Below are 13,544 nucleotides of genomic sequence, written 5' to 3' on the forward strand. Positions count from 1 at the left end.
ATGTCAGACTACTTTACAAGGCCTATTAAAAATCCTGTAAAATATACCGGAAAATATTGACAGATACTGGTACACTGCATATAATATGTATATGTGCGTATATAAATTATCAGCACTTCCCTGAGATTATTTTTGGAGGGAGGGATATAGATGTCTGAAATCAAAGTCGGTAAAAACGAAACGCTTGAAAGTGCTCTTCGCCGATTCAAACGCTCCTGCCAAAAAGCAGGTGTTTTGTCTGAAGTTAGAAAGCGCGAACACTACGAAAAACCGAGCGTAAAAAGAAAGAAAAAATCTGAAGCAGCAAGAAAACGCAAATTCAGAGCATAAGATGATTACCCTAATTCTGCCTTTTCATGGCTTCATGAAATCCGGAATTAGGGTTTCTTTATATAATTCGGCTATCTAAAGGTTAGTCTGTAAGATTAGAGTATTCTACTATTTTAAAAGGAGGCTATAATGAGCTTAAAGGATCAATTAAAAGAAGATATGAAAGCCGCAATGAAGGCTCGTGAAGAAGGAAAGACCGCATTATCTGTTATCCGCATGGTAAATAGCGCAATTAAAAACACGGAGATCAACGATAAGGTAGAACTTGATGATGCCGGTGTTCTCGGCATTTTGGCGAAGGAAATGAAAACACGTCAGGATTCCCTGGAGGAATTTATCAAGGCCGGACGTGAGGATTTAATTGCTCATGTGAAAGATGAAATGGCGGTGCTGCAAAAGTATATGCCTGCTCAATTGACCGAGGATGAAATTTGTACGATTGTGCAAGATGCGATTAAAGCCTGCGGTGATAATGTTAACATGGGTAATGTCATGAAACATGTTATGCCTAAAACAAAAGGTCGTGCTGATGGTAAACTCGTTAATTCCATCGTTAAAGAACAACTAGGGTAGTTATATTCGGCTGTTTTAAGATTATTTACATTAGGCCGATTTTGATAGATACAGTAATTTTTCCAGATATATCAATTACCAAATTGTTACTATTAAGATTGGATTTAGTAATAATGTATTAATTGCGCTATTAAAATTCTATAAAAAGTTATTGACATGTATTTTCAGGATATGCTATTATGTGTTCAAGAAAATAATCAGTCAACGAAGACTCCACATGTAGATGTATTCACATCTATCTGTTGGAGTCTTTATTTTATAAAGTTTAGGAGGAACAGTTATGGCTACTAATGAATTATTGTATTACATCCCTGCAGGTCAATACGGAAAAGAAGGTGTGCTGGCGTTATTGGAACAGCATCCGGAGATTAAATTCGTATCCTTGGTAGGGGTTGATTTGGCCGGCAATGACACGGATGAAAAAATTCCGATGTCCTCATTCTTTGATGATTATGAATCATTCTTTGAAGGTCGTGCTGTTCAGACAGACGGTTCCTCTGTAGTACTTACAAATATTGCTACACTAAATAATGCACGCGTAGATATGTGGGGGGATCCTACCGTAAACTGGTTTATCGATTACAACTATGAAAACATCGATGAAGTGACGGGTCTTCCTACAGGAACGCTTCGTATTCCAGCATTTTTGATGCATAACTATCGATATGTAGATTCCCGTTCCATATTAAAACGCGCTTGTGACTATGTACGTTCAGAATTACTTGAGCTCATTAAGGAACATGGCCTTCCAAGTATGCCTCATATACGTAAAGACGATATAGTCGACATTGTATTCACATCTGCAACAGAGTTGGAATTCTGGGTTAAAACACCATCTAAAACGGTAACAAAAAAGGAATTATCCGTTTCTCAAAAATTACAGGAACAGTATTGGCAACGTACGCACGGCTCTGTACGCACGGCTTTGGAGCAGGCGGTAGAGCGTCTTGATCAATATGGTATGGTTGCAGAAATGGGCCATAAAGAAGTTGGTGGTGTAAAGGCTAAACTTGATGAGGATGGACATGAATCTGTCGTATTGGAACAACTTGAAATAGACTGGAAATTTTCGAACAATCCGATGCAAACTGCGGATAACGAATTACAGGCCCGTATTATTGTCCGTGAAGTATTCCGTGAAAATGGATTGGATGTTACGTTCAATGCAAAACCTATCATCGGGGTAGCCGGCTCCGGTGAACATACACACTTCGGTGTAATGGCTAAACTAAAAAATGGTAAATTAGTCAACTTATTCAGTCCAGAAGATATGCGTAAAGAAGCTACAAGCGCTTTGGGTATCGGGGCTATTATGGGGTTATTGAAGCATTATGAAGCAATTAATCCGTTCATCAGTTCTACAACGGATTCGCTAAATCGTTTAAAACCGGGTTTTGAAGCCCCTGTTTGTATTGTAACTTCCTTGGGGACGGATCCATCTGAGCCGAGTCGTAACCGTACAATTCTTTGCGGCTTGATCCGCGATATCGATAATCCGATGGCTACACGTTATGAATTACGTTCTCCAAATCCATATACAAATACGTATACTGCATTAGCTTTGATTTTTATCTCCGCCTTTGACGGTATGAAGTATGCTATTAGCTCCGGAAAAACACAGGTTCAATTGGAGGCTGAATTATCTAAAGCACCGGGTGAAACAGCAGATTATTTGGATACGAATCGTGCATATCGTTCTGAAAAGGATGTATTTGAAGATTTCACACAAGAGGAACGTAATCAGATGTTCGGTATTGCGCCGGCTACTGTATGGGAAAATGTTCTCGGCTATAAGAACAACCCTGAATTAGTGGAAACATTGGCTCAGGGGGATGCTTTCAGTAAAGATTTGATGGACTCCTTTATCGCATCTATTTTAAAACGGTGGAGACTTGTTTTAGCGAACCGTATCATTCCTGACAATCTTGAAACCGTTCGCAATATGGTGGCGATTCATACGGACAGCCGCAACAGTGTTGATGATAAGCGTTTTGCAGAGGTTAATGATTTACGTTTTTATCTTGCTAAAGATAGTGATGATCGAAAATCTTTATTTACGAGAATTATCGATGCTTTGTATGAAGGCGAGTATGATACAGCATCAAAATTGCAAATTGAAATGAACGATAAAATGGAAGAACTGGAAGCTAAATACGCTAATTACAGCAAAAACATATTTTGATATAAGTTTTATAAAGAGATTTGACCGTTTTTGAATTTATCAGAATGAGATCTAATAAAACTAATGTATCTGATGATATTTTTACGAGCAATAAGCCACCTAAGGATCATTAATTTGATTCTTAGGTGGCTTATTTCATTTTTCATATTAATTTGGAAGGCTCGTTAAAATCATACAATAAGGAAAATAAGAAAAATAAACAAAACTTAAATTGCAATATGAAATTGAACAGTATCCAAATCTACAATTTTATTAACTTCTTCAAGAAAGACATCCAAAGGGGTTCTATAATTTAGAAGCTTGCGTGGCAAATTATTACACCATTGAAGTGTTCGTTGAATTGTTTCCTCTGAAACGGCTTTTATTGGCATTCCTTTCGGTATACATCTACGAAGTAAACCATTATGCCTTTCGTTCGACCCACGTTCCCAAGCAGAATAAGGTCGAGCAAAATAAATAGACAAAGTTTCATTTTCTAAATCAGATATCTCTGAAAACTCTAAACCGTTATCTGCAGCTATTGTTTTACATAAGCAAGCAGGCTAGATTAACATCTTTAAACGTATTTAACCATGCATACAGTGTTTCTTTTACATCAGTAGCCCGTGCTGATGGACATCGTAAAGCCACATACAATCTGCTTTTACGTTCAAGTAAAGAGATTAAAACATGGTCTGTCTTATCTTTTATTCCACGGACGGTATCTAATTCCCAATGTCCGAATTCCTCGCGCGTTTCAATCTTAGGATCGCGAAGCTCTATGGATTTACCAAGTTCTCGCTTATGTTTTCTAGAAATAGATTTTCGTTGGGAACGCTGTACTACCAATGGTAAATCAATTGCTTTTATTCCCAATACACCTTTGTGAAGATAGTTATATAAAGTTTTAGCACAAACCATTTCATTACGCACAAACAAACCCTTATGTTTAGCATATCCAACAGCAGCCTCAAAGGACCAATGATCATTTAGAACTTTGCTTTCAATCCAATTTATAAAAGATTCTATAGCACCAACTCTCATGGTATTAAAGGAGCCCATACGTTGTCTTTCATAGGTTGCCTGTCCAGAATCAGCTAAATATACAAGTTGCGATTTACCTTGTCGAATTTGAATTACAGTACCGCGTTTTAATTCTGTATAAATAGTTGTTCTGGAACGGCCCAGTGCACGTGAAATTGCAGTAATACTGTCTCCTAGAACGATTCTCTTTTCTAAATAAAATCGTTCTTCGAAGTTTAAGTGTTTGTTTGTGCGTAATGTCGTGTTATGATTATTGTAGTCCATAGTGATTACCTCGGTTATATTTTGATTAGGCACCTAAATCATAACACAAGGTTCACTATGGATTTTTTATTTGTTCAATTTCATTCTACAATTAAGCAAAATAAACAAAATATCCATATTACATATTTACGGATGATTTCTTATTTTGCGGAGTCCACCCCGGAGAAAGGGTTTTATCTGACCCCAATACAGTTAAACCGGAGTTATAGCCTTCGGTACCGGATCCATATTTTCCTGTTGGATAATAGATTTTTTTACTTAAATTCTGGCGATCTTGTGAAAAAATACGATTTTCCGTATGAATTTGTGTATCAGCCAGAATAAACGGCTGATTGAGTGGCAGTTTTTGGCGTGCAAGCTCCGTTTTTCTATTTTGCGATAGCAACCAGTTATAACAAGCTGGTGTACCATGACCATAAAACCATGCTGACATATGTCCAACATTACCCGTTAGAATGGCTTGATAAATTCCGGTTTTATTGGGCATTTTAGTGAGCTTTTGAATTACTTTGTTGCGTTTTTTTGCTGTGGTGTTTTTATCCAATACAAGTTTTGCCGTGGGAATTGTTATGTTTTGAAGGTCTTGATAAAGCAAACGATATTCTATATTTTCATTAGGTGTATTGAGGTAGAGTATGTTATCATCTGAGACCATATAGAACCAGTTGTTATAATCTGTTGGATTGCCATCACTATCTGTTTTCCAGATGACGGTACCATCGGCAGGAGCATTGTAATAGACAGTGTCATTAAACGGATAATCTTTGTTGAAATTATTTCCCCATTTACAGCTAATGGGAAGAAGAGCAGCAAAGTAATTATCACGTTGAGCTGCCATTGCCATTATTGTCATACCACCCATTGATTGTCCGCTACCATAAATACGATTTTTATCAATAGAATAATTTTCAGTAATATAATCCAAAAGTTTCCAAATTGCTGGGACCGCATAACTAAGTGTCCAATTATCGCGCGCCATACGCAGAGAATAGTGTGGATTATCTTTATCCATATTGTAAAATTCAGTGATTGCCGGGCAGACTACAATAACTCCGTCTAGACCTTGCTTTTTAGCTTCTTTTTGGAATATATCGGAAGCATAGTTTGTTGCAGCCTGTGATTCTGTCAATGTTAACATCGGATCCGAACTCATTGAACCAGCATCGTGGATATGCAGGATGAGTCCATATCGTTTATGCGGATTATAATCCTTTGGCACATAAATAGCATATGGCAAATCGAAATCCCAGAATTTCCCATTAGCTTCGTCAAAACAATGTGCAGCATGAAAAGCGGTACCATTTTCAATGGTATGTAATTGATAACCATCAAGCCCGTTGATTATATAAGTGCCTGGTTTTGCATAATCATATGTTTCGGGGGTACGATTTTTTCCTGTATTTGGATCATATCCGATATAAGACTGTTTTGTATAATTGCTGCTTTCTTTTATCGATGGTGTTATGATTTTATCTTTTAGATAAAGCATTTTTTCTTGTCTCACGCCTACAGCCATAGTAATCTCGTAGGAGCGGGGAAAACGGCTTCCCTGATAGGCGGTATTTGTTTCGATAATGACGTAGGAGCCATGTGATTTGGCACGCTTAGAAATCTCTGGTTTGTCATTAATATATACTTTTTTTATGGCTCCTGGATTATTTCCTTGTGTGAGTTCTTTATCGGAAAGTGTCATTCCATAATCATGGATTGTATAAGTTGATGTATCTATGGTTGCACCATTAAGATCCATATTATAATGAATCGCTATGGCTTTTAGCTTGGAACCATCAGTGTCTACAAAACCAATAGCTTTGATTTCCTGAATTGACTGGTCTGCAGACTCTTTTGTAATTACCGGTGATTTAGATATCTTTATATCGGTGTCGGTAATTGCAGATGCGTTCCGCTCTATTGAATTTGCATAGGTAATCGGTGTTGTATTTATCCATAGTGGAAGGGTAAAAGAAATAAAGAGGATTATTCTTAAGGCGTTTTTCATGGATACAAAACCTTTCTTGATTAATTTACTTCATCGATACTTTATATGTGTTTTCACGAATATTATATACTATTAGACGAGATCTTTTAACCGTTTATTTCATATATTAAAAAGGACCGTACAATGTACGGTCCTCGAAAACGAATTCATATATTATTATAGTTGAAAATAGCTGTGCAATATAAACTAATTTTTTTTGTATATTAGATATCTGCTTTAATAGCTTCTAATGCAGCATCGAAGTTAACCGCTTGAGTTACTTCAGGTACATATTCAACATATGTCACTTTGTTATCTTTGTTGATTACCACAACGCCGCGAGAAAGAAGACGAAGTTCTTCGATCAGGAAGCCGTAGTGTTCACCGAAAGAAGTGTCTTTATGGTCGGATAAAGTTACAACTTTATCAACTCCGGCAGCACCACACCAACGTTTTTGAGCGAATGGCAAATCCATAGAGATAGTCAATACTACCACATCGTCGGAAAGGGAAGTAGCATCTTGGTTGAACCAACGTGTCTGAGCGTCGCAAACACCTGTATCAAGAGATGGTACAACGGAGATTACTTTTACTTTACCGTCAAAATCCTTTAATGTTTTAGGTTGTAAATCATTGCTCAAAACCGTGAAATCAGGAGCTTGTTGACCTACTTTAACTTCAGGGCCCACCAAAGTAATAGGACCACCTGCAAATGTAACTACACCAGTACGTTTTTCCATGTTGTATTCCTCCTAAGAGTTTCAATGTTAAGTAAATTAAGGATACGTCTTGTATCTATGCATAGTATATCATTTACACATCTATAAGTAAATCAAAAATTTCGATATACTTTCAGAAAAGAAATAGTATTGATAATAGAACGAAAAAAATAGTAGCATTTATATAGTAAACATACTATGATACATATAGACTATGTTAAATATAATTGAGAGGAATTATGAAATCTGTAGATTTTTTTAAAGATTTTTTCCGCCGTGAGGGTTGGGTTTATGCAATAGGTATCATGTTGTTGATGGCAATTGATGTGGCTTTTTTATTGGTTCCTCAATTTATCGGGAATGCTATCGATACATTGAGTCATAATAAAGAGGGACTTGTTCGTTATATTTTGTATTTTGTGGCATTATTAATTATTATAACCATTTTGAAAGTTATCTCCCGTCGTACTTTATTGGGGTCCATTCGTAGGATGGAGTATCAGTTTCGTCAGAAACTCTGTAAAAAGGCGCTGCAGATCGAGACGACTTATTACGAAATGAACGGCCCCGGCAAGGTGATGGCGCTGATGACCAATGATGTGACATCGTTGCGCGTTGCTTTAGGATTGGGTGTGATGATCGTCGTGGATATCGTATTTTATTCCATTGTGGGCTCCGTAGTATTAATCCAAAAAATTGACATTTTCTTAGCGGCTCAAATTATGACCCCTGTATTATTTACATTGATTGCAATTTTTCTGTTGGGACGTAAGTTGAGGATTAAACAGAGAAGTGCACAAACGACGTACAGCGATATGACTGAATTTGGACAGGAACTGTTTCAGGGAATGGATGTGATGCGAGCTTTCAATCGTGAATCCGTCATTGAAAAGTTGTTTGATAATATCAATCGGTTAAATTACAACAAGAATATGGATGTCGCTTTATATGATTCTATTTTGACACCGCTCACACGGATTGCACCGTTTATCTGTATCAGTATCAGTATCTTTGTGTGTGGGCATCTCGCTGTGGAGGGGCGTATGAGCATCGGTGAGTTTGTTACCATTAATTCTTTTATCATGCTCATTATAGGTCCTTTAATCAGTGTCGGTTCACTCATATCCATCATACAGAAGGGTTTGGCATCGCTAGACCGCATCATGGATTTTATGGAATTACCGCCGGAAGATATCAGGGATACCGGTTCCATATTGCCGTTAGAGGATATTCATGTCAGATTTTTAAACTTTACTTATGATAACGCAAAGGCTCAGGCATTATCGCAGGTGACGACAACAATACCGAAGGGTTCTTTTATAGGCATTGTAGGCAAACCGGGATCCGGTAAAAGTACACTATTTAAATTATTGATCGGCTTGCAGAAAAGTCCTAGAAAATCAATTTATTTCGGCAGCCGTGATATTACGGATATTCCTTTAGGCATATTGCGTAATTCCGTTGCCTATGTGCCTACACAATCCTATTTATTGAGTTCTACAATTGCAGACAATATTACCTTCGGACAGAGTTCCATTCATCACATATCATTGGAGGAAGCCGCCAAAAAAGCGGATTTGTATAGAGATTTGGGTGATTATCTGCACGATGATCTACATGTCTTAGGGGAAGAAGGACGTGACCTGTCCGGCGGACAACAACAGCGTATCAATTTGGCACGCGGGTTTTATAAAAATGCTCCTTACTTGTTATTAGATGACTGCTTTTCTGCGTTAGATGCGATTACGGTACATACGATTCTCGATACACTACGTTCCGTTCATGAACAAACCATACTTTGTGTTTCTCAACGTTTAGAGGTAATAGAAAAGGCTGACAGCATTCTCGTCTTTGATGAAGGGCGTATCGTAGAATCCGGAAATCATCAAGAACTATTAAATAATAAGGGCTTGTATTATACATTATATATGGCACAGAGAGGGGCTGCACATGAAGAAGCGTAATGTCCGGAATGATTGGGCTTTATTTAAACATTTAAGTGCCTATATACGCCCATATATGGGTATATTGATGATAGCCGCAGTTGCTTTGTTAGGAAATCTTATCTTATTATTGCTGCGGCCTTACTTATCTAAGCAGGTCATCGATCTTGGTTTTTCTACAAGTGATATACATGTAATTCAATATTACGCTGTCTTGTATGCCATAACGATTTTGGGCAGTATTATATGTATATTTGTAGAAAACTATTTCTTAAAATCATTCGGTCAAAAGATTATTTACCATATACGGGGAATTATCTTTCGGAAAATACTCAATAAATCATATAAAGATTTTTATAAACTACCTATAGGCAACTGGGTGACGCGTATTACCAATGATGTAGAATCATTACGAACACTATATACAGAAGTTATCTTAAGTCTTTTAAGCAGTTCTCTCATGATTATCGGTATTTTAGGCTTTATGTATCTCATCAATATCCCTTTAGCCATTATCATGACAATACTTGTGCCTATTATGGGAGGTATCATATGGATATACCAGAAGTTTTCCCGCAAGGCGTTCCGCCAGGTACGTACCTCTGTGGCGGCATCCAATGCGAGTATTAAAGAACTGTTAAATTATATTGTCATCGTAAAAACCTATCGTGGTGAACGCAATATAGAGGATCGTTATGACGAGGTAAACAAAAGATTTTTAGCGGCAGGTATTTTCGAGGTTACCACATTCTCTATTTTCAGGCCTCTTGTGGATGGGCTGTTTTTCGTTGCCCTTATCGTTATATTTACGACGACAAATCTGGTCGACTCCGTTGCCGATGCAGGTACAGTTTTCGCGTTCATTCAATATATGGACCGCTTCTTTCAGCCTATGAAAGAAATCGCCGATAAATACAATTCACTGCAGAGTGCTTTGGCCGGTGCGGAACGGTTAGTTCCTTTGCTGGAGGAAGAAGATAGACAGTTGATTACATCTGTTCCCGATGAATTTAAAGTGATTCGCAGTATTCGATTTGACCATGTTTGGTTTTCTTATCTTGATAATGATGAATATGCTTTGGAAGACTTTACATTATCCGTTAATGCCGGTGAATTTATAGGCATTGTCGGTCCGTCGGGCAGCGGCAAGACTACATTACTTTCACTATTGATGGGCATTCATAAACCAACCAGGGGTGCAATTTATATAAATGATATCAATATTGCGGATTATGACAGTTCCTTACTACGACATATTATGGGTTATGTTTTTCAACAGGCCTATTTATTTAAAGGAACTATAGAGGATAATCTTAAGTTATTCGATACCTCTATTCCCGATGAGAATATGGTGGAAGCGGCCCGTCAGGTGAATTTGGACGGCATGATTCAACAGTTGCCGGACGGTTATAAAACATCTGTAGGCTATCTGGGTTCTCTATTGTCGGACGGACAGAAACAATTGCTCGCTTTCGGCCGTACATTATTGAGCCAGAAATCAATATTATTATTGGATGAAGCAACCGCAAATATCGACAGTCATACGGAAAAAGCGATTCAAGCCGGCATCGAGCGTATACGGGGCAGTAAGACCATTCTCAGCGTGGCTCATCGCTTATCCACGGTTGAGGATGCGAATATAATCGTATATTTGGAATATGGTAAAATGAAAGAAATCGGTTCTTTTGATGAACTTATAAAGAATAAGGGCGCATTTTATAATTTATGGCGACAACAACGTGACGGGAGATAGTATGGAGTATATTCAATCAAAAGACAATAAGACGATTAAGCGCATGGTCGCCTTAAGCAATCGAAAGTATCGTCAGAAATATGATGAATATGTCCTCGAAGGTATTCGATCGATTCGTGATGTGGCGAAAACGGGAGCTATTAAAGTTATCGTTATACGAGAATCGAAAATGCGGGAAAACACTGTTCAGGAGCTATTAAGTGTATCAGATATACAATCTGTACCGATATATATCGTTCAGAACCCTTTGTTCGATAAGTTGGAAAACTCCGTTCATGGTCAAGGTGTGATGGCCATAGCAAATAAACCTAAATATTTTATTGATGATTTGCAGATAACGGACGGTTTATATGTAGCCTTGGACGGGGTACAGGATCCGGGAAACTTAGGGACCATTATACGTACGGCCGTAGCGGCAGGCGTGAAGGCAATATTCTTGTTGAAAGGAACCGTGGACCCATTTAATGATAAGACCGTGCGCAGCACAATGAGTGCACTACATAAGATTCCTTTATATGAGGATGTATCGCTATCGGAATTTTATGATGTAATCAGAGAACAGAGAATAACAACTTATGTAACATCCTTGGAGAACTCAGTACCATATCAGGATATACGGTACGCTTCGCGCAGTTTATTAATATTCGGCAACGAGGGTAATGGTGTATCAAAGGAGATATTAGCTCTCTCTGACCGACGTATTTCTATTCCTATGTATGGAAATATAGAATCTCTCAACGTATCGATAGCTGCGGCACTTTGCATGTATAAAGTGCAGGAACAGCTTATCAAATAATATTTTAAAAGTCCTCTGCTAGTATACAAGTAGAGGACTTTTGTATTGATTTTTGATATCTGTATTTGGTACAATAACATATATCCTTTGTGGGAGAACAAAGTTCTCCCTTTTTTAATGAAAAGGAAGATGATTATGTCCAAACTTATTGTAAATGCTGATGATTTTGGCCTTCATAGTTCTGTAAACAGAGGGATTATTGACGGTCATCGTACAGGTATTATTACGAGTACCTCCTTATTAGCAGGAGGCGAAGCTTTTACAGAAGCCATAAGTATGGCTAAAGAAAACCCAAAGTTGGGCATCGGTATTCATATCGCTTTGGTTGGAGGCCTTAAACCGGTATGTGATCCATCTGAGGTATCGTCACTATTGACGGAACAGGGAAGATTTCCCGATACCTATGTGGAGTTTATAAAAAGACTTTATACGGATAAAATTAATTTTGATGAATTGTGTAAGGAAATACAGAGTCAAGTATCCAAAATTATGAATGCAGGTCTTGATGTAACACATATTGACGGGCATCAACATATGCACATTCTTCCAAGCGTATTACCACTTGTGGTTGAACAGGCGAAAAAGTATGGTATAAAGGCGATTCGCATTCCTCAGGAGATGAGCGGATTTATCAATTATTCGTACAATCCCGTCCGCTTTCTCGGCAAAGTGGGTCTCTCATCGGTAGCGGATAATGCACGTTCCTTTATCAGAAGGAATAATATTATGAGTACCCAATTCTTCTGGGGCATGATAAATGGAGGTCATATCAATCAAAAGACTTTAATGGGAATTTTGAAAGAGGTCAATCACCGTAGCGGTACCCACGAGTTGATGATGCATCCGGGCAATGATGATAGAGCCCTCAGCAGTCGTTATGACTGGGGATATCACTGGGAGGATGAATTGAAAGCAGTTTGCTCGCATCATACGCGTTTATATATTAATCAGCATAAGATTGAGTTGATTAATTACGGAGATTTGGTATGAGTAAGATGATGAAGAGAGGCATTCTTATGTTTCTCTTACTCATCAGTGTATCTGCAGGTATCATATATTACACCATCGATCTGGAAGCGCTTAAAACGATAAGAGACTTTAATGCTGCTTCGTTGTTGTTAGCACTTCTGGCTTTAATCTTGGGAATGTACTTTGATGGATTACGATTGCAGAGACTCGTAAAAATAGGTGGTTATAAGCTGTCAATTCAAGCTGTACTTCGCGTTATATTTAGTAACTACTTTATGGCCATGTTGACGCCGGGGGCCAGCGGAGGGGCCGTAGCCCAGGTTTTGGTTCTTAAAAGTTATGGTGTACCGTTGGGAAAGGGGACACCTATCGTATTGATACGTACGGTATTCTCGATTATGTTTCTCGTAGTGATGTTACCGTTCGTTTTTCTTCACGACGCCATTGAAATACCGTATATTTCACGGAATATGCTGCTTGTATTCGCTGTTGTGGCGGTAATAGCGACCTTATTAGGAACATATATATTACAAACTAAATATATGCGACAATTTGTATATCGTTTAGCTAAGTATTTTAAAGAAGATAAAACCAAAGACTGGTTATCGAAGCTTGAAACCTTAAATCAGGGACTGGGGTTATTATATAAGAAACCGGGACAGTCTATTGTCGTATTTCTTGAATCCGGATTGAGTCTTCTTTGTTTATATTGTATTGCACCGGCTTTAATGTATGCTTTTACATCGGATATTCATATCATCGATGTGTTGGATCGGATGATTCTATTAAATCTCATTCTATATTTTGCACCGACACCAGGGGGAACAGGAATCGCAGAAGGATTGTTCGTAGTTTTATTCGGTTCATTTGTGCCGGCCGGGACAGTTGGTATTGTGGCTGTTGCATGGCGCGTTGTAGCGGAGTATTTACCGTTTTTTATTGGAATGTATGCGGTGTTAACATTATATGGGCGACAATTTGTGGCTCAGGAAACGTCGCATGAACAGTAAGGGA

10 protein-coding genes and 1 pseudogene are annotated in these 13,544 nt (G+C 38.1%); 8 read left to right on the forward strand and 3 right to left on the reverse strand.

From position 1 onward, the window contains the following. Positions 1–150 precede the first annotated feature (150 nt). From rpsU to CKV62_RS04485, 3 genes are all read left to right on the forward strand, one after another. The gene (rpsU, locus tag CKV62_RS04475) at positions 151–330 is read left to right on the forward strand and encodes a 30S ribosomal protein S21 (protein ID WP_004695751.1); all 180 of its coding nucleotides are present in this window, start codon (positions 151–153) and stop codon (positions 328–330) included. A gap of 129 nt (positions 331–459) precedes the next feature. Further along, a complete protein-coding gene (locus tag CKV62_RS04480; protein WP_095065883.1) occupies positions 460–903 on the forward strand; it encodes a GatB/YqeY domain-containing protein in 444 nt (147 codons plus the stop codon). Positions 904–1,183: 280 nt separating this feature from the next. After that, complete coding sequence (locus CKV62_RS04485; protein WP_095065884.1) at positions 1,184–3,085, forward strand: type I glutamate--ammonia ligase; 1,902 nt, start codon at positions 1,184–1,186, stop codon at positions 3,083–3,085. Positions 3,086–3,291: 206 nt separating this feature from the next. Here the strand turns inward: CKV62_RS04485 and CKV62_RS04490 are convergent. From CKV62_RS04490 to tpx, 3 genes and pseudogenes are all read right to left on the reverse strand, one after another. Then, positions 3,292–4,372 (reverse strand): annotated as a pseudogene (locus CKV62_RS04490) (IS30 family transposase). A 118-nt stretch (positions 4,373–4,490) separates the two neighbouring features. After that, a complete protein-coding gene (locus CKV62_RS04495; RefSeq protein ID WP_095065885.1) occupies positions 4,491–6,371 on the reverse strand; it encodes an alpha/beta hydrolase-fold protein in 1,881 nt (626 codons plus the stop codon). Between the two features lie 203 nt (positions 6,372–6,574). Continuing rightward, positions 6,575–7,090 carry a thiol peroxidase gene (gene tpx / locus CKV62_RS04500; RefSeq protein ID WP_095065886.1) on the reverse strand — a complete coding sequence of 172 codons (516 nt, stop codon included), beginning with the start codon at positions 7,088–7,090 and terminating at the stop codon, positions 6,575–6,577. Between the two features lie 218 nt (positions 7,091–7,308). Between tpx and CKV62_RS04505 the strand changes: the two genes are divergently transcribed. From CKV62_RS04505 to CKV62_RS04525, 5 genes are all read left to right on the forward strand, one after another. Then, complete coding sequence (locus CKV62_RS04505; RefSeq protein WP_095065887.1) at positions 7,309–9,033, forward strand: ABC transporter ATP-binding protein; 1,725 nt, start codon at positions 7,309–7,311, stop codon at positions 9,031–9,033. Then, a complete protein-coding gene (locus CKV62_RS04510; RefSeq protein ID WP_095065888.1) occupies positions 9,020–10,765 on the forward strand; it encodes an ABC transporter ATP-binding protein in 1,746 nt (581 codons plus the stop codon). The genes CKV62_RS04505 and CKV62_RS04510 overlap by 14 nt, the downstream gene beginning before the upstream one ends. Before the next feature lies 1 nt (position 10,766). After that, positions 10,767–11,561 carry a TrmH family RNA methyltransferase gene (locus tag CKV62_RS04515; RefSeq protein ID WP_095065889.1) on the forward strand — a complete coding sequence of 265 codons (795 nt, stop codon included), beginning with the start codon at positions 10,767–10,769 and terminating at the stop codon, positions 11,559–11,561. Positions 11,562–11,696: 135 nt separating this feature from the next. After that, a complete protein-coding gene (locus CKV62_RS04520) occupies positions 11,697–12,551 on the forward strand; it encodes a ChbG/HpnK family deacetylase (RefSeq protein WP_095065890.1) in 855 nt (284 codons plus the stop codon). Beyond that, positions 12,548–13,540 carry a lysylphosphatidylglycerol synthase transmembrane domain-containing protein gene (locus CKV62_RS04525; RefSeq protein ID WP_095065891.1) on the forward strand — a complete coding sequence of 331 codons (993 nt, stop codon included), beginning with the start codon at positions 12,548–12,550 and terminating at the stop codon, positions 13,538–13,540. Before CKV62_RS04520 ends, CKV62_RS04525 begins: the two co-directional genes overlap by 4 nt. Positions 13,541–13,544 lie beyond the last annotated feature (4 nt).

It is taken from the genome of Veillonella rodentium, assembly GCF_900187285.1.
Taxonomy (GTDB): Bacteria; Bacillota; Negativicutes; order Veillonellales; family Veillonellaceae; genus Veillonella; species Veillonella rodentium.

Excerpts from the sequence above, each read along its gene's own strand:
- rpsU (WP_004695751.1), top strand. The coding sequence starts at position 151 with ATGTCTGAAATCAAAGTCGGTAAAAACGAAACGCTTGAAAGTGCTCTT.
- CKV62_RS04480 (WP_095065883.1), top strand. The coding sequence starts at position 460 with ATGAGCTTAAAGGATCAATTAAAAGAAGATATGAAAGCCGCAATGAAG.
- CKV62_RS04485 (WP_095065884.1), top strand. The coding sequence starts at position 1,184 with ATGGCTACTAATGAATTATTGTATTACATCCCTGCAGGTCAATACGGA.
- CKV62_RS04495 (WP_095065885.1), bottom strand. The coding sequence starts at position 6,371 with ATGAAAAACGCCTTAAGAATAATCCTCTTTATTTCTTTTACCCTTCCA.
- tpx (WP_095065886.1), bottom strand. The coding sequence starts at position 7,090 with ATGGAAAAACGTACTGGTGTAGTTACATTTGCAGGTGGTCCTATTACT.
- CKV62_RS04505 (WP_095065887.1), top strand. The coding sequence starts at position 7,309 with ATGAAATCTGTAGATTTTTTTAAAGATTTTTTCCGCCGTGAGGGTTGG.
- CKV62_RS04510 (WP_095065888.1), top strand. The coding sequence starts at position 9,020 with ATGAAGAAGCGTAATGTCCGGAATGATTGGGCTTTATTTAAACATTTA.
- CKV62_RS04515 (WP_095065889.1), top strand. The coding sequence starts at position 10,767 with ATGGAGTATATTCAATCAAAAGACAATAAGACGATTAAGCGCATGGTC.
- CKV62_RS04520 (WP_095065890.1), top strand. The coding sequence starts at position 11,697 with ATGTCCAAACTTATTGTAAATGCTGATGATTTTGGCCTTCATAGTTCT.
- CKV62_RS04525 (WP_095065891.1), top strand. The coding sequence starts at position 12,548 with ATGAGTAAGATGATGAAGAGAGGCATTCTTATGTTTCTCTTACTCATC.